We start from the raw sequence: 16725 nt of genomic DNA, 5'->3' as shown, positions 1-16725 counted from the left end.
GGCCTACACACCTGACGCCTCTTTACTTTTGGGCTCCTCCGCTTTATCACTCCGGTTTCTTTATATTAGCAAAAGCGATTATTCATGTCCCCATACAGAACCATCGATGATTTAGAGAGCGGCACGTCGCGCGTTCTTGTTCGTGCCGACCTTAATGTGCCCATGAAGGATGGGATAATTACAGATTCCACACGCATAGACCGAACCGTCCCGACCCTTTTAGAACTGGCCGAAAAGGGAATTGGCGTTATTGTCCTATCTCATTTTGGACGCCCTAAAGGTCAGCGCGTTGAGGAAATGAGTTTAAAGCCCGTCGCCCAGGGCCTCAGCAAAGCGTTAGAGGGAAGAAACGTCACCTTCGCAGATGATTGCATCGGACCTGACGCGAAAGAGGTCGTTTCTCAAATGAAACCAGGAGAGATCGTCCTGCTTGAGAACCTTCGCTTTCACGCGGAAGAAGAAAAGAATGACCCTGGCTTCGCCGCCGAACTGGCCGCCCTTGGAGATGCCTATGTTAGTGATGCTTTTTCGTGCGCACACCGTGCCCACGCTTCAACTGAAGCCTTAGCACGGCTGCTGCCAGCTGCTGCGGGTCGCCTGATGCAGACCGAGTTAGAAGCTCTCTCCAATGCCCTTGAAAATCCAACGCCTCCTGTCGCGGCGCTTGTCGGGGGTGCTAAAATTTCGTCGAAGATGGAAGTCCTGGGCAATCTCTCCCGTAAAGTTGATTTCCTCATCATCGGCGGTGCGATGGCTAATACGTTCTTGCATGCCCAAGGCATTAATGTCGGAAAATCACTTTGCGAACACGATATGGCCGATGCGGCACGGGATATTCTTGCTGCCGCTGCTAAAACATCATGCCAGGTGGTTCTGCCAACCGATGCGGTCATTGCCCGTGAATTCAAAGAAGGGGCGACGAGTGAAGCTTGTGCACTTGATGCCATCCCAGAAGATGCCATGATCCTCGACATCGGACCGAAATCCATTGCCGCGTTGAAAGATATTTTGGGTGGCTGCAAGACTTTGGTTTGGAATGGCCCCATGGGCGCATTTGAAATCTCGCCCTTTGATGTCGGCACCAACGCTGTCGCTCAAGAAGCCGCCCGACTGACGAAAGCTGGGACATTGCTCAGTGTCGCAGGCGGCGGCGATACCGTCGCGGCTCTGGCCAACGCCGGCACAGAGAATGATTTCTCTTATATATCGACAGCAGGCGGCGCCTTCTTGGAATGGCTTGAAGGCAAGACCCTGCCGGGTGTCGCGGTATTGCGAAAATAGCCGCTTAGGAACTTGGTATTTATGAACTGGGCGGCTGATTGTGGCCGAATTCTGAAGACTCATCATCTTCATCATAATCATCTGGTTTTTTTTCCAGCTTGCCGACTTGTTCGTTCAGCATCCAGCGCAGGTATTCAGACTGCTTCAGAAGGTCTGAGGTAATTTTCAAGGCTTGCTCAGAACTGTTGGCAGCGATGGCATGAGCCGTTTCCTTTGCATCACCAATTAACTCGCTGATGTCTTTAATCGCCCGACTGATCTGGGTGTTGGTCGCGCGAATGATATCGAAGCGTTTGCCAACGGCTTCTTCTCCGACCCCCAACTGATCCGACGAAGAGCGGCTTTCCGGTGACAGGACGACAAGATTTGCCGGTGTATCCCCGTCGCGGGGAAATTTAGACCCCGGCTTGAAGACCAGAAAATCCGCTTGTTCCTCAACACCGGATAAGAGCTTGCTCACCTCTGACAGGCGTCTTACTGCCTCGGTCAGACCTTGGGTTAAGGCCCCTGTTCGCTCGGCCTCGTAGGCGGCATCGGTTACATTTTTAGACGACTGTGCGACTTGTTGGCTGATCGTCGAAATCGGTCCTGTCAGAGCATTCGATGGCACGCTAGGTCGCGGTTCCGGCTCTTGTGGCTGGGGCAATTGAGCTGGTGAAGTTTCCGCAGCAGGGGCAGGAGCAGGAGCAGGAGCTTCCACTTCGATGGGAGCCGCCTTTACTTCCTCCGCAGGCATTTCTTCCACCTTCTCATCAGCCACCGTATCCGTCTTCGCCAACAATTCAGCCTCGGCCTCTTCTGCCGCAGCCCGCGCCAACTGCGCTTCACCCCTTAATTGCACGACTTCTTCTAATGTCGCCCCAAAAATCGCCAAGGCCCGCGCCAATTCGCCAATTTCGTCGGCATTCCCCAACGCCGGGATTTCGACATCGCTTTCGCCTGATACCAATTTACCCGCTGCTGCCGCTGATTCACGGATTGGCAAGGTCAAGCTACGGATAAGAATAATTCCGGTAATCGCCATTAAGATGAGGAGAAATCCGCTGCTACCGACCAGCGCGATCCGTGTTATCCTCACGCTTTCATTTAAATTTCGTTCCATTAATTTGATCTGATTGCCGGCAAAGCCTGCCAAACTGTCAACGCTGGGAATCATGTAGGCATAGATTTCGTTTAAGCGTCCGACGTTATTTTTGTTAGCGATCCGCGCCCGCGCATAAGCTGCAACATGGGATTGATAAAGCTTCATCAAGTCGCTCAACTCTTTCTTATCCTCGCCGGACAGCGTACTGGAGCCGACCAAAGCATCAAATTCCTGACCCCGCTTCGAAATTTCAGTCCGAAGCCTGGCATCGCCGTGCAAGGTGAAGTCTTTTTCATGGCGACGAATCCGCGCCAGGACATCGCGCAGGCCACCCGCGGCCCCTGCCATCTTCACCAACATACCTTCAAGGGTCTTGGCCGCTACCGCCATCTGACGTGCGAGAATATCAGTCTCCGTAATGACGAGTTCTTTTTTTGAATTTACCATTTTGGCAAATTCTTCAGTGTATTGAGAGAGGCCATCGTTGATCGTCGTAATATGATCGCGCACCGTCCCTGTATCAGACCGGCCGTACAGGGCATTCAGGTTCTTATTAATCTCGCGCGCAGTCTTATCAAATATGTCCTTGAACTTGGGTTCCTTGCTCAGCAGATAGGAATTTTCGGAACTCCGAAGTTTGAAAGCCAGTCGCTCCACCTTGGTGGCAAGCCCTGTCATTGTCTTGGCCTGGACTAATGCAAGCTCGGCCTGGGTGGTTTTTTTATCAAGCATAAAGAACCCGCTGCCCAAAAGCGCGAGCGAGATGAGGGACGTCCACACGAAGATACTCACCCGTGTCCCGACGCGGCTGCCACCTAACAATGTATGACGGGCAAAATCGTGGCCACCGTCTTCCGTATATCCTCGGTTCAGCGGATAATTAGCTGCCATCTACAACTCCCCAGGTACTCACACTTCTGCTCATTCTCTCAACGCCTTAGTTTATAAGGCATTTTAGGGTTCGGAGACAAATTTTCCAGAGGAATATTAAATTTTGGGCCGCCCCAATTAAAAAATGCGGGGGCTTGCCTCCCTGCGGGACCACAGCCAAACTGAAATTATGACGAAGCAAAACAAATTATCGGGCCCTACGGTTAAGGCCATCCCTGAAGGCGACACCCTTCCCCGTTTGGTCTGTCCCGACTGCGGATTTATCAACTACGTAAATCCCAAAATCGTGGTCGGCGCGATCTGTGAGTGGGAGGATAAAGTACTCCTCTGCAAACGTGCGATTGAGCCTCGCCTCGGCTATTGGACACCGCCCGGTGGATTCATGGAACTGGATGAAACAACGGCCGAAGGCGCGCAACGGGAAGTTTGGGAGGAAGCCTGCGCCCGGGTCGAAATCGGCCAATTGATCGGAATTTTTGAAATCCCTCATATCAGCCAGGTCCATATGTTCTATCACGCTCGCCTCATAACACCGGAGTACGCAGCAGGACCGGAGAGCAAGGATGTTGCCCTATTTACCGAAGAAGAAATTCCCTGGGACGACTTGGCATTTTCCAGCGGCACCTGGGCCATGCGGCGTTTCTTTGACGGGGATGAAAGCGTCGGCCATACCCTGGGTCACCTCAAACCTAAATTTTAAATTTTTTTGATGTTTAAGGAGGATTCGTCGGCCGGCTAGACGGTTTATTAACTTTTGTCTTTATAATGGGGGCATGGCTGATCCGACGATTTCCTCCGCAACTTTTGTTTCCAAAACGACGCCGCCCAAAGTAAATCGCGGCGCGCAGTTTTTTGATAGCGTCGCCAAGACTCCGGCAAAAAACAGCCTTCCTGATCAGCAAAGAGGCTTCGAACAAGCGAGCCAGTCTCTGCCGACAAATTCAAAACCCCGGACCGATGTCCCGCGCGGATTTTATCTGAATATTATTGTTTAGCTGAGTTAAGCCCCCCGCCCATGCGGCACATCGAATCCAATATCAGGGCCGACAGGCACAATCCCGAACGGGTTGCGGTCTTTATTTTTGTGGTAGTAACCAGCTTTGTAAGCTTGGATGTTAACAGTGCTGGCGATGCCGGGGACTTGATAGAGTTCGCGGGTATAGCCTGACAAGTTAGTGTATTCTTTGATTTGGCGCACGTTACACTTGAAAGCCCCAACATAGGCCGCATCAAAGCGGATCAAGGTTGGGAACAACCGCCAGTCTGCTTCTGTCAAACTATCCCCCACAAGATAGCGTTGCGATTCTAAGCGCTCTTCCAAACTGTCCAAGGTTTCAAACAAGGGTATTACGTTCTCTTCATAGGCTTCTTGAGAGCGGGCGTACCCGGTCTTGTAAACACCATTGTTGATGTTCTTGTAGACGACGTTGTTTATTGCATCGATTTCACTTCGGAGTTCTTCCGGGTAGTAGTCTGTCGTGTCGTTGGTGAATTCGTTGAATGCGGTGTTCAACATACGAATGATTTCGGAACTTTCATTATTGACCATGCAGTTTTGTTTCTTGTCCCACAACATAGGCACCATCACGCGCCCGGTATAGTCTGGATGGGAGGCGGTATAGACTTCGTGTAAATGGGTTTTGCCGAACAGATGTTCCTTGTTAGCTTCCGAGCCGTTTTCAAAAATCCAGCCTTCCGGGCCCCGCGTCGGTCGGGCAAAGGAAATCGAGATCACGTTTTCCAGCTTCTTTAATTTCCGAAAAATGATCGTGCGGTGCGCCCAGGGGCAATTGACCGCAACATAAAGATGGTAGCGACCGGGTTCTGCCTTGAAACCACCATCGCCGCTGGGGCCCGCGGCACCATCAGGCGTCACCCAATGTCGAATGGGCGAGTCTGGGCGTTTAAACTGACCCCCTTTTCCGTGATAGCGGTCTTTTTCATCGTCGAGCCATTTGCCGTCAACAAGAATACCCATCGGTGCTGTCTTCCGTTCATAATCAATGTAAAATTTTAAAGCATCCAAAAGCCATTGCCCGCTGTTGTCCAGTAAATTGTCGGTGAAGATCTTTGCATCGAAAGTTGGCTTATTTGGTATGATCGACTTAGGGTAATTAAATGACTGATTTTTCCAGCACTCAAATGCGGCGCGCAAAGATTGTCGCGACCTTGGGACCTGCGAGTTCTGATGAGGAAACCATTCGTTCTTTAGTGGACTCTGGCGTCGACGTTTTTCGCCTGAATTTTTCCCATGGCATCCACGATGACCACCGCGCCAGTGTCGACATCATTCGCAAAATTGAACACGATCAAGGACACCCCATCGGCATCTTGATGGATCTTCAAGGCCCAAAGCTGCGGGTGGGCACATTTGAAGGTGGCGAGATTTCGCTCAAAGACGGCCAGGGATTTAATCTATATTTGAACGAACATACGGGCGATGCGGACGGCGTTATGTTGCCCCATGCCGAAATTTTTGAAGCGATGAAGCCCGGCATGGATTTATTGCTGAACGATGGCCGCCTGCGCTTGCGGGTTGATGCGGTGAATTCGGACGCAGCAGAAACAACTGTCATAACCGGCGGCCCCTTGTCAGACCGGAAAGGCGTGAATGTTCCGGGTGTCCTGCTGCCCATGTCGGCGCTCACCCAAAAAGATCGCCAAGATATGGAGTTTGGCCTTTCCCTTGGTGCCGACTGGTGTGCGCTGTCGTTCGTTCAATCACCGGAAGACGTTAAGGAAGCACGACACCTGATTGGCGACCGCGCAGCAATTATGGTCAAGTTGGAGAAACCGGCGGCGTTGGAATGGCTGGAAGAAATCGTTCAGTTATCTGATGCGGTCATGGTGGCACGCGGTGATCTGGGGGTTGAGATGGAAGCCGAACGGGTCCCCTCCGCCCAACGCAAAATCGTCAACGTCTGCCGTGAACAAGGAAAGCCCGTGGTCGTCGCCACTCAAATGCTGGAAAGCATGACGGCATCGCCGTCACCAACCAGGGCCGAAGCATCTGACGTCGCAACCGCTGTTTATGCGGGCGTCGATGCCGTCATGCTGTCGGCGGAAACAGCCTCCGGGGACTACCCCGTCGAAGCCGTCCAAGTAATGGATCGCATCATTCGATATACGGAGACCGATGAACACTACCAGCGCATCCGAGACCTGGAAGAAGCACCGTCGGAAGAATCTGATAACGATGCGATTGCAGCCGCGGCTTGTCATGTCGCCCATTCGAGAAATTGCGCCGCCGTCGCGACCTTCACCACCACGGGTTCGACTACACGCCGCGCAGCCCGGCTAAGAATGCCCGTGCCTTTACTTGGTTTAACGCCATCGCTTGAAACCGCCCGGCGTCTGCAATTGGTCTGGGGCGTTCGCGCCGTCAACACCCGGGACGTTTCATCATTTCCAGAGATGGTGGGAAAGTCTACTCGAATGGCCAGACGCGAAGGTTTTGCCGGAGATGATGACCGAATAGTCGTTACCGCAGGTGTGCCCTTTGGCACACCGGGGGCAACAAACATTCTACGCCTGGCGCGGGTTGGGGAATTCGATAAGGACGACTAAATAAACCGTCCACCCGAACAGGATCGTCGACCATGCGGCGGCGGTGTTTACTATTGGCCTCTATATGATAAATGGTGTCTCAAATGAAGGGACGGAACCAATCCACTGAACCCCTGCCAAAATTTTAAAGAGGATTTGAAATGGCCGCCGTCAAAGAGAAAACCGTCGTAACGCCTAAAATGGAAGCGACCTGCGTTTCGCATGCACGAACCGATCTCTCGACCAGGGACGTCACCATCCACATTGATGAGCCAGTCGCACGGGGCGGCACGAATTTGGGCTTTACCCCGACTGAGACGGTCGTTGCCGGCCTGATTGCCTGCACCAACGTAATCAGCAATCGCATTGCAGAATCGATGGATGTCGAATTCCAAAATATGGAAATTAAATGCGATTACGATTTCGACCCGCGCGGCGCACAAATGAAGCAAGAGGTCGATCTTGTGTTCATCGAAATTCGCATGGCCATCTCGGTCAATTCCAATGGCACGCCAGAACAGATCGAAAAAATTCGCTCAGACCTGGCAAAATTCTGCCCCATCGCTAAGCTGTTCACACAGGCGGGTGGCAAAATTGTCGATACCTGGGATGTTTCTCCCCTCTAAGCATTTACTAAAAGGCATAAAATTATGGACGGCCAACAACAAAGCAGGCTCGGGGGTCACATCCTGGCGGATCAACTCCGTATTCAAGGTGTCGATACCGTGTTCTGCGTTCCAGGCGAAAGCTATATCACGCTACTGGATGGACTGTATCAGCAACGCAATGCCATTAAGGTGATCAACACCCGGCACGAAGGTGGTGCCTCCAACATGGCGGACGCCTATGCGAAACTGACCGGCAAGCCTGGCATCTGCATGGTAACTCGGGGACCTGGTGCCACCAATGCCTCGGTTGGCATTCACACAGCGTTTCAAGATTCCACGCCCGTGATCTTGTTCATTGGCCAAGTTGCGCGGGACATGGTTGACCGTGAAGCCTTCCAAGAAATTGATTTCCGCCGCATGTATGGTGAGATGGCAAAATGGGTGGCGCAGATCGATGACCCTGCACGAATTCCCGAATACATTAGTCGCGCCTTCCATGTCGCGACATCGGGTCGGCCGGGTCCTGTGGTCCTCGCCCTGCCTGAAGACATGCTATCGGAAATGGCTGTCGCCTATGACGTGCCCGCTGCTGTTCCGGTTCAGGCTTCGCCCTCTGCCGATAACATGGAAAAGTTCCGGGAATTGCTGAGTGAAGCCAAGCGGCCTTTCATCCTTTTGGGCGGGCCGACCTGGAACGCCGAAGCGGTTGCCGACATGACCGCCTTTGCCGAAGCCAACAGCTTAACCGTCGGCGTCGCCTTTCGCTGGCAGGATTGTTTCGACAACCGTCATCCACAATATGCCGGTGATGTGGGAATTGGCATTAATCCTAAACTCGCGGAGCGGGTGAAGAATGCAGACCTGTTGGTCGTTGCTGGTCCTCGGATGGGAGAAATGACCACCCAGGGCTATGACTTGCTAAACATCCCCAACACCCAACAAAAGCTCGTTCACATTCACCCAGGTGCAGATGAACTGGGCCGAGTGTATTATCCGACTCTCGCCATCAATTCGTCACTGATCAATTTTGCCGCCGCCTGCCGTGCCCTGGAACCTGTCGACGCCTCCGCCTGGAAAGGTCAGTCGGAAGCGGCCCACGCGGATTATCTGGAACGCATTAAGCCGACCCAGGTTCCGGGCGACGTCAATACGGGTGAAGTCATCGCATATTTAAATAAGACCCTGCCGGAAGACGCCATATTGACTGTGGGTGCTGGCAATTATACAGCCTGGGCGCATCGCTTCTTTCAGCACAAGTCCTTTAAAACGCAATTGGCCCCAACCAGTGGCGCCATGGGATATAGTGTCCCAGCAGGAATCGCTGCTAAGCTGGCAGCCCCCGAACGCATGGTCGTCAGCATCAACGGTGATGGCTGCTTCATGATGCTGGGACAAGAACTCTCGACCGCCGCCCAATATGGTGCCAACGTGATATTTATCATCGTCAACAACGGCATCTATGGCACCATCAGGATGCACCAAGAAAAGCGCTATCCGGGCAACGTCATCGCCACAGATACGAAGAACCCTGACTTTGTAATGCTGGCAAAGGCCTATCACGCCCACGGCGAACGGGTGGAAAAGACAGAAGACTTCCCTGCCGCCTTCGAGCGCGCTCAAAATAGTGGCAAGCCCGCGGTTATCGAACTCGTCGTTGATCCGGAAGCATTAACGCCAAACCAAACTTTATCTGAATTTAGAGACGGGCCAAACTCATAACAAAGAAGAACCCATGAGCACAGCAGACCAGAGCATAGAAGGGACGTTCACCTATATTGTGGATAATGGCATTGCGCCTGTTCATGTTATCAGCGGTCCTGAGAAGGAAGCGCGAACACGGCCCGGCACCTATGAAGAACGTACGATTACTGTCCTGAATGGCCGCCCCAAGCGGGACACCTTTAGCCTCGAAACGCATGGGTTTGAATTTATCGACAATACGAGCGCGGTCACTGATTTCCAAAACCCAGATGAGCTGAAGGCGGTTTACTACCCGGAGATTGAAGCCCTGATACAGTCCCACACTGGGGCGTCACGTGTGCTGATGTTCGATCACACCATCCGCATAAGTGACGATAACTTGCGCCAAGAAAAATTGGCCCGTGCGCCAGTAAGGTCTGTCCATAATGACTACACGGATAAGTCCGGCCCGCAGCGTGTTCGCGATCTTTTGGAACCCGCCGAAGCCGACGCTGCCCTCAAAGGAAGGTTCGCCATCGTCCAAGTTTGGCGACCTATTACAGAAGTCCTTCAACGCGACCCCCTGGCCATTTGTGATGCGAGGACCTTACCTAAGGAAGGATTTATTGTTGTCGAACGGCATTACCCGCACCGCATTGGTGAGACCTATCACATTACTTATAACGCGGCGCATGAATGGTATTATTTCCCTGAGATGAAGCGCACCGAAGCGATTATATTCAAGGTATTTGATTCTGACCTGGATAGTCCAGTCCGCTATACAGCCCATTCCGCTTTCGAAGACCCGACCAGTCCCGCCGATGCAGCACCCCGCCAAAGTATCGAAGCTCGGGCTCTCGTATTATTCAACTAGGCACCGTCAGGTGCTATATTGTCTATCCCACTCAAATTCCTATATGGAGAGGATCATGGGTAATCAGACTGAAAATAATATTTGGAAAGAAATGAGAGACTGTCTGCTGGCGGCTAAGAATGCCAACTATCAGGCACTTAAAAATTACCCTCAACCCATCGCCGGATGCGATGTTCAGTTTCAACATATCTATGACGAACGTGATCGGATTGCCAAAGAATTGGCTCAGTTAAACGATTTGAATAAAGCACCAAATTCTATTGTCTCATTTCTCGAATCTTCTGCTTACATTGACTCCGATACTGTTCAACGATTAAGAGCAACCATCACAACATCTCCTTAACCTATTACCCCCAGACCTATAGGCTTCTAGAATGACCGAAAAAACAATTGCCGAGCTTGGCGAACCTCTCTACTACATTGCTGAAAACGCGACGGAAGCTGGCTTTCCGACGCCTCCAAATCCGTTGGGGCAATCAATTCGAACGTGGGTTCGAACCTTATCGGGAATGCAGAAAGAAGCACTTGTCGTATCTGCGGCTACGGGAACAGCTTGGCGATTTGTCTGCGATGAGGGCGCGCATTTAGGGGGGCTTGATCAAGCGCCAAATCCGCTTACCTACCTGAGCGCAGGCATGATCGCATCCTACATGAACGAAATTACGGCGTTAGCCGAGCAACGGGGCATCACGCTAAATGGACTCGAATTGCTTCTCGATAATTACTATTTCCGGGAAGGTGATTTCCGCAAAGGAACGATGAACAGTGGTGTCCTGCCTCCAGAACTTGAAATTCGATGCGAAGCGGACTGCGACGACCAAACTTTGAACACGTTGCTGTTCGAAGCCGTTTCAGCGTCACCGCTGAATGGCCTCGCGAGCGGTGTCCATCCGAGCCTGTTTACTTTGACCCACAATGGAAAACAGCTCACGCCTGAACAAGTGACGCCGTTAACATCAAACCCGTTTACCGATCCCGGCGATAGCTTCCCCAATCTTACCCGGGCCAATGTCCCTCATGTGGCATCTCCGCTGATTGAAAAATTAGTAGGCGATGAACTCGCGCGTGCGAATTTTGATAAAAATCCGCCCAATCCACCCGAGCTGGACGACGACAAACTCTTATTACATATGCATTCGAAATGCGTACTACGTCCGGATGGAATCAAAGAAATCTTCAAAGTTCAGAATGGAAACGGCGTTCCAAATTGGCACTTCCTATCGGACGAAGCGGAAGGCTTTGGCGGCAAGGGCCGGGCACCAGATGCGGCAACACTGATCTCCGCCGGAATCGGGCTTTGCTTCATGACACAGATGGGCCGTTTCTCGGGCATGGCAAAACTGCCGCTGACTGGATATCGGATTATTCAGGACACTCATTTCTCGCTCGGCGGTGCTTCTGGAAAAACTGGAAAGGCTGGCATTTCTCAACCGGTGGAAACGCACGTCTACATGGATTCAACCGTAGAAGATTCCGACGCTCAAAAAATTCTGGAAGTGGCAGAGAGAACCTGCTTCCTCCACGCCTTCTGCCGCGACGACGTGAAACCCAAGGCTCGGTTTTCAAGAACGTCACAAGCCGCGTAAAATTATTTCGCGGTTTTAACCTTCGGCGTTTCTGCTTCATGCATCCGATAGGTATTTCGACCAGCTTCCTTTGCGGCATAGAGAGCGTCATCAGCATTCGTCACTAATGTTTCAATTGACTCACCATCATCCGGGTAAACGGCAATTCCGATACTGGTGCCGATTTGCACTTTATGGCCAACTGCCTCCATTGGCGTTGAGAGGGCTTTGATCAGCTTCAATGCCGGCCCAACAATTTTTTCTTTATCATCGAGATCAGGCATAATTATCGCGAACTCGTCGCCGCCTATTCGCGCGATAACATCCGTTTCGCGGCAAACTTCTCGCATCTGATCTGCCACTTCCAGAAGCACCGCGTCGCCAACCGGATGTCCATAGGTGTCATTGACAGGTTTAAATTTATCTAAGTCCAACATGAGCAAAGCCAAATGATTTTCGTGGCGTTGGCTCAATGCAATGGAGCGCTGGAATTCGCGCATGAAAGCATTGCGGTTGGCAAGACCGGTCAAAGAATCCGTCATCGCCAATTTGCGAATTTCTTCTTCTGCTTTCTTGCGTTCTGTGATGTCTCTGATAACCGCGATAAAGGCGACATCTTCATCGATGTGTATCGGATTAACCGTTAGCTCTATGGGAAATTCACGCCCGCTTTTATCAACAGCAACCTCTTCAATCATCCGGCCCGTAATCCGAGCCGGATTACCATCTAAATAATTCTTGAGGTAGCCATCATGTTTTGACTTGTTTGGTTCGGGCATTAGGAAGGAAACATTTTGACCCTTTATTTCTGCGACATCGTATCCGAACAAGGTCTGGGCCGCGGGATTAAACATCTCAATCCAACCTTCTTTATCCGCCGTTATAATGGCGTCGGTTACAGTATTCATCAGCGATCGAATGCGATTTTCGCCGGCTTTTGCCTGCGCAAAGGCCTTATCGGCATCTTCCTTTGCAAAATGTAAATCTTCAGCTAGCCCGACCGCTTCTACTGCTCTTTCTTCAGCTCGCTCTCGAATATCAGTCAACTCGACCAACTGTAGATTTAGCTCTTCATTGGCGCCGGCTAAGCTCTCTTCCGCTTCGTGACGTTTGGCTGAATTGTCTTTTAAGATTTCAACCGCACGCGCCATCTCACCGATCTCGGTATCCATATTTGCGCTGTCCACTACAACGTTGTAATCGCCCTTCGCGATGCTGCTCATTGACTGTGACAGAGCCTGAATTGGTGCGACAACTCTTCGACGGATCAACCCATACGATAGGAAGATCATAAGTCCTGCGACAATTACAACGCCGATCGCAATTCCATTGGCCAGTTTTGACACATTCGAGAGAGATTCCGTAAGGCTTCTTGTTTTTTCTTCAATATTTTTAGAAATTGCGCGTCCGAGTACGTTCAATCCCCGGAAAGCCATTAGGTCATCAACTTTTACGGTTTGGTCAATCGCTTCAGATGTTTTTCCTTCCGCAACCATTTTGGTCGCCTGCCTCAATGATTTGGCATAAGCATTAACGACCGAAACAACATCTGAAATTGCTGCTTTTTCCCCTCGGGTCGTTTCATGGCCGCCGTATTTAGCAAGCAACTCACTCAGTTTAGATAGATGCTTTAAGGTTGATATGCGGTAATGTTCATCGTGTCGGATAACGTAATTTTTAAAACTATGAATCATGCCGCCGTATCCGATCGAAGCATTCAATTCGGACAAAAGCAGCGCCTTAGAATCCCGCGCGCTTAATTTGTTAGATCCTGAAAGCGCTTCAGCAGAAAGGGTCTTTAACCCTCTAAACGCTGCTGCATCATCAACTTTCGCAAGCTGAGCAATTTCTGAAGAGGTTAATTTCGATTCCTTCCCATCCATCGCCACAAAATTCTCTTCAATCCCATTCAACGCCAAATCAAGCGCCTTTTCATAGCGATTTAGAGTTTTACGGATATCTTCAATCGAGATTTTTTCGGAATCGTTGAGATTGAGCAGTTCATAGCGTTGCAAAAGAACCTCTGCGCCACCAAGTTTTTCGTGGGTCCGTTCCAGCAATTCCGGATGCTTGCGAAGGATAAAGTTTTTCAAATCATGTATCATGCCGCCATATCCGAGCACCGACCGGAGGCTACCGAGTAACAACATTTTTTCTGAACGAACGGATTGAAGTTGGCGCCATTCGCTTTCAATATTGGCAGATTGCCGATTGACGAACATGGTTGCGGTGACAAGCACCCCTGCTGCAACAAAGAGAATGAGCGCTAATATGTTGGAAATTTGCTTAAGTGTAAGATTTCTGAACACAAAAAATCTCGCTTCAAATCAGTTATTTAATATTAGCCTAGGGTATAATCTATAACAATTTCACTATATTCTAGAGAAAGATTTCCTAAAATGCGACGTTTTACACCAAATTTGGTCCATAAGATTTAGTGAAATGAACACTTCTATTAAAAACGAATTCGGCGCGCGACGCTCCCTTGACGCGAAGGGCGGCCGCGTGACCATGGTTGATATTAATGTACTTGAAAAAGCAGGTCTTGGCGCAGTCTCCAGACTCCCTTATTCCATAAAACTATGTCTCGAGAACCTACTCCGTACCTGCGACGGGCGAATTGTTACGCCGGAAGTTGTTGCTCAAACTGCGGCTTGGGCAACAGATCACAACGATCTTACATTTCCCCTAACCATGGCGCGCGTGTTGTTACCTGATTCAAGTGGCGTGCCGGTGATGATGGATCTTGCCGCCATGCGCGATGCGGTCGCAAGGCTAGGCGGTGATCCAACGAAAATTAGTCCCGTGGTCCAGGGCGATTTTATCACCGACCATTCCGTGACGGCTGACTTCTGGGGCGACAGCCACGCCGTTGAGCGGAACATCGCCAAGGAGTTTGAGCGAAATCACGAACGCTATGCCTTGCTAAAGTGGGGGCAGGAGGCATTCGATAATATTCGCGTCATCCCGCCTGGGCTCGGTATCTGTCATCAAATCAATCTCGAATATCTTGCCCAAGTGGTAAATACCCGTCGCATCGGTAACGAAACCCTGGTGTTTCCGGATTCGGTCGTCGGTACAGATTCACATACCCCGATGATCAATTCGATTGGGATTATGGGGTGGGGTGTCGGGGGTATCGAGGCTGAGATGGTACTACTCGGCCAACCGTATTTTCTGCCCGCACCCGATGTTGTCGGCATCCGCCTTCACGGCGACCTAACCCCCGGCGTGCTGGCGACCGATGTGGTGTTGAGCGTAACCGAACGGTTGCGCGCCGAAGGCGTCGTTGCAACGTTCGTAGAATTTTTTGGTTCAGGCGTTGAAAACCTTTCAATCCCAGACCGCGCGACCCTTGCCAACATGGCCCCAGAATATGGCGCGACCATGGGGTTCTTCCCAATTGATGCGGTCACTCTTCAGTATTTGGAACTTACCAACCGCGGCGGCGACCATGCTGACTTGGTCGAACGCTATGCCAAGGAAAATGGCCTTTTCTTGGAGCCCGGCAGCCAAGAACCCGATTTCACCCGCATCGTCGAATTTGACTTAAGCGATGTGGAGCCTTCGGTTGCAGGACCAAAGCGACCGCAAGACAGAGTTAGCTTAAACAATGTTCAGGAAAGCTTCCGGTCCTATTTGACCCAACCGCTTGCCGAGCGAGGCTACGGCTTTGATGCAAACGAAGCCGCCAAAAAGGTATCGACTTCGTTTGAGGGGGAAGCGCAGGAACTTGGCCACGGGGCGGTTGCCATGGCGGCAATTACATCGTGCACCAATACATCCAACCCCGGTTTATTGATCGCAGCTGGATTGCTGGCCAAGGAGGCAGCGGAGGCCGGACTGAAAACACCTCCCTGGGTCAAGACGGCCCTGGCCCCGGGGTCGCAAGTGGTGAGCGCGTATTTGAGAGAGACCGATCTCATGGAGCCGCTTGAAGCGCTTGGCTTCTATTTGGTTGGCTACGGCTGCATGATTTGTGGCGGCAAGTCAGGTCCTTTGTCTGAGACCATGAGCACCATTGTTAAAGACAACGATCTGGTCGCGACCGCTGTGCTCTCCGCCAACCGCAATTTCGAAGGCAGGGTCCATCCCTTGATAAGAGGATCGTATTTGGCCTCGCCGCCCTTGGTCGTCGCCTTTGCCCTTGCTGGCCGGGTCGACATCGATTTTGAGACGGAGCCCCTAGGCGCTGGAACCGATGGCGAGAATATCTTCCTCAAGGACATCTGGCCCAAGCCAGACGACGTCCGCGATACCGTCCACTCGGCGCTCAGCACGAAAATGTTCGAGGACGCCTATGCGGGGGTCATGGTGGGACCTGATGCGTGGAAGGACCTGGACGCGCCAAAGGGCGAACGCTTTACCTGGCAACCTGGGTCAACATATTTGATTGAGCCTCCTTGGTTTGCTGATGCGGGTGAGCCTCATCCCTGGCCTGATTCCCTTAAGAATGCTCGGATCCTGGCTCAATTCGGTGATTCGCTGACCACTGATCATATCCTTCCCGGCGCCCAAATTACGCCTGATAGTGCCGCAGGGCGATTCCTTAGTGATCAAGGCGTTGAGCCCCAAGACTTCAACGCGACCACCCAACGCCGTGGCAATCATCACGTCATGATGCGATCAACCTTTGCCAATGTCCGGTTGAATAACCTTCTCGTCAGCGGCGTCGAGGGTGGCTTCACGGTTAAGTTCCCCGAAGGAACGCACATGGACATCTTTGAGGCCGCCGAATTGTACCGTGATGAAGGCACGCCGATGATCGTGATTGCGGGCAAAGACTACGGCATGGGCTCGTCCCGCGACTGGGCCGCCAAGGGACCTGCGTTAATTGGCGTAAAGGCGGTGATTGCAGAATCAGTAGAACGCATTCATCGGTCTAACCTGATAGGAATGGGCGTTGTCCCCTTGTTGTTTAAGGCTGGGGATAATGCACAAAGTCTCGGGCTCAATGGTGAAGAATGTTATGAAATCACGGGGCTCAAGGCTGGCATTATTGAGGGCTCGCCAATCACCATCATAGCCAAAAACAAAGACGGAGCGGTAACAACGTTCGAGACAAAGGCTGATGTTCGGTCTCCATTTGAAGCCGACTGTCTCGAATCCGGCGGGGTTCTTGTCAAAGTTCTTCGCGAATTTCTTGCGAAATAATTTCAAATTTTGTTGACATAGGTGGGTATGTGCCGCTGACAT

General features: G+C 51.5%; 13 protein-coding genes. 10 read left to right on the top strand and 3 right to left on the bottom strand.

The annotated features are described in order from the left end of the window. Nucleotides 1-84: 84 nt before the first annotated feature. On the top strand, nucleotides 85-1281 hold the full coding sequence (locus HOM51_04190) for a phosphoglycerate kinase (protein MBT5033698.1): 1197 nt from the start codon (nucleotides 85-87) through the stop codon (nucleotides 1279-1281). A 19-nt stretch (nucleotides 1282-1300) separates the two neighbouring features. On the opposite strand, the gene HOM51_04185 is transcribed toward HOM51_04190, so the two are convergent. Next, nucleotides 1301-3256, bottom strand: a complete 1956-nt coding sequence (locus HOM51_04185) for a HAMP domain-containing protein (GenBank protein MBT5033697.1) — start codon at nucleotides 3254-3256, stop codon at nucleotides 1301-1303. A gap of 169 nt (nucleotides 3257-3425) precedes the next feature. Between HOM51_04185 and HOM51_04180 the strand changes: the two genes are divergently transcribed. Further along, a complete protein-coding gene (locus tag HOM51_04180; GenBank protein MBT5033696.1) occupies nucleotides 3426-3956 on the top strand; it encodes an NUDIX hydrolase in 531 nt (176 codons plus the stop codon). Nucleotides 3957-4029: 73 nt separating this feature from the next. Next, a complete protein-coding gene (locus HOM51_04175; protein MBT5033695.1) occupies nucleotides 4030-4251 on the top strand; it encodes a hypothetical protein in 222 nt (73 codons plus the stop codon). Nucleotides 4252-4256: 5 nt separating this feature from the next. Here HOM51_04175 and HOM51_04170 read toward each other — a convergent pair whose 3' ends face one another. After that, complete coding sequence (locus HOM51_04170; protein ID MBT5033694.1) at nucleotides 4257-5234, bottom strand: glutathione S-transferase family protein; 978 nt, start codon at nucleotides 5232-5234, stop codon at nucleotides 4257-4259. Between the two features lie 164 nt (nucleotides 5235-5398). On the opposite strand from HOM51_04170, the gene pyk reads away from it, so the two are divergent. From pyk to HOM51_04140, 6 genes are all read left to right on the top strand, one after another. Then, on the top strand, nucleotides 5399-6823 hold the full coding sequence (gene pyk / locus HOM51_04165; protein MBT5033693.1) for a pyruvate kinase: 1425 nt from the start codon (nucleotides 5399-5401) through the stop codon (nucleotides 6821-6823). 140 nt (nucleotides 6824-6963) lie between these two features. Beyond that, nucleotides 6964-7428, top strand: a complete 465-nt coding sequence (locus HOM51_04160; protein MBT5033692.1) for an OsmC family protein — start codon at nucleotides 6964-6966, stop codon at nucleotides 7426-7428. Between the two features lie 24 nt (nucleotides 7429-7452). Then, a complete protein-coding gene (locus HOM51_04155; protein MBT5033691.1) occupies nucleotides 7453-9129 on the top strand; it encodes a thiamine pyrophosphate-binding protein in 1677 nt (558 codons plus the stop codon). 13 nt (nucleotides 9130-9142) lie between these two features. Beyond that, nucleotides 9143-9964 (top strand): methyltransferase, encoded by an 822-nt coding sequence (locus tag HOM51_04150; GenBank protein ID MBT5033690.1) that lies wholly within the window; start codon nucleotides 9143-9145, stop codon nucleotides 9962-9964. Nucleotides 9965-10019: 55 nt separating this feature from the next. After that, on the top strand, nucleotides 10020-10307 hold the full coding sequence (locus tag HOM51_04145) for a hypothetical protein (GenBank protein ID MBT5033689.1): 288 nt from the start codon (nucleotides 10020-10022) through the stop codon (nucleotides 10305-10307). Nucleotides 10308-10338: 31 nt separating this feature from the next. Further along, complete coding sequence (locus tag HOM51_04140) at nucleotides 10339-11550, top strand: OsmC family protein (GenBank protein ID MBT5033688.1); 1212 nt, start codon at nucleotides 10339-10341, stop codon at nucleotides 11548-11550. Nucleotides 11551-11552: 2 nt separating this feature from the next. Here the strand turns inward: HOM51_04140 and HOM51_04135 are convergent, their stop codons facing one another. Then, on the bottom strand, nucleotides 11553-13589 hold the full coding sequence (locus tag HOM51_04135; GenBank protein ID MBT5033687.1) for a diguanylate cyclase: 2037 nt from the start codon (nucleotides 13587-13589) through the stop codon (nucleotides 11553-11555). Between the two features lie 382 nt (nucleotides 13590-13971). On the opposite strand from HOM51_04135, the gene acnA reads away from it, so the two are divergent. Then, nucleotides 13972-16683: an aconitate hydratase AcnA gene (acnA, locus tag HOM51_04130; protein MBT5033686.1), complete on the top strand. Its 2712-nt coding sequence runs from the start codon at nucleotides 13972-13974 to the stop codon at nucleotides 16681-16683. Nucleotides 16684-16725 lie beyond the last annotated feature (42 nt).

Source organism: Rhodospirillaceae bacterium (assembly GCA_018660465.1).
Lineage (GTDB): Bacteria > Pseudomonadota > Alphaproteobacteria > Rhodospirillales > JABJKH01 > JABJKH01.
The sequence above is the reverse complement of the archived record's forward strand: the minus strand, read 5'-3'. Positions and strand labels throughout refer to the sequence as shown.

Bases quoted from the DNA above. Each gene is read 5' to 3' on its own strand.
- HOM51_04155 (MBT5033691.1), top strand. From the start codon at position 7,453: ATGGACGGCCAACAACAAAGCAGGCTCGGGGGTCACATCCTGGCGGAT.
- HOM51_04160 (MBT5033692.1), top strand. From the start codon at position 6,964: ATGGCCGCCGTCAAAGAGAAAACCGTCGTAACGCCTAAAATGGAAGCG.
- pyk (MBT5033693.1), top strand. From the start codon at position 5,399: ATGCGGCGCGCAAAGATTGTCGCGACCTTGGGACCTGCGAGTTCTGAT.
- HOM51_04190 (MBT5033698.1), top strand. From the start codon at position 85: ATGTCCCCATACAGAACCATCGATGATTTAGAGAGCGGCACGTCGCGC.
- HOM51_04150 (MBT5033690.1), top strand. From the start codon at position 9,143: ATGAGCACAGCAGACCAGAGCATAGAAGGGACGTTCACCTATATTGTG.
- HOM51_04145 (MBT5033689.1), top strand. From the start codon at position 10,020: ATGGGTAATCAGACTGAAAATAATATTTGGAAAGAAATGAGAGACTGT.
- HOM51_04180 (MBT5033696.1), top strand. From the start codon at position 3,426: ATGACGAAGCAAAACAAATTATCGGGCCCTACGGTTAAGGCCATCCCT.
- acnA (MBT5033686.1), top strand. From the start codon at position 13,972: ATGAACACTTCTATTAAAAACGAATTCGGCGCGCGACGCTCCCTTGAC.
- HOM51_04185 (MBT5033697.1), bottom strand. From the start codon at position 3,256: ATGGCAGCTAATTATCCGCTGAACCGAGGATATACGGAAGACGGTGGC.
- HOM51_04140 (MBT5033688.1), top strand. From the start codon at position 10,339: ATGACCGAAAAAACAATTGCCGAGCTTGGCGAACCTCTCTACTACATT.
- HOM51_04175 (MBT5033695.1), top strand. From the start codon at position 4,030: ATGGCTGATCCGACGATTTCCTCCGCAACTTTTGTTTCCAAAACGACG.
- HOM51_04170 (MBT5033694.1), bottom strand. From the start codon at position 5,234: ATGGGTATTCTTGTTGACGGCAAATGGCTCGACGATGAAAAAGACCGC.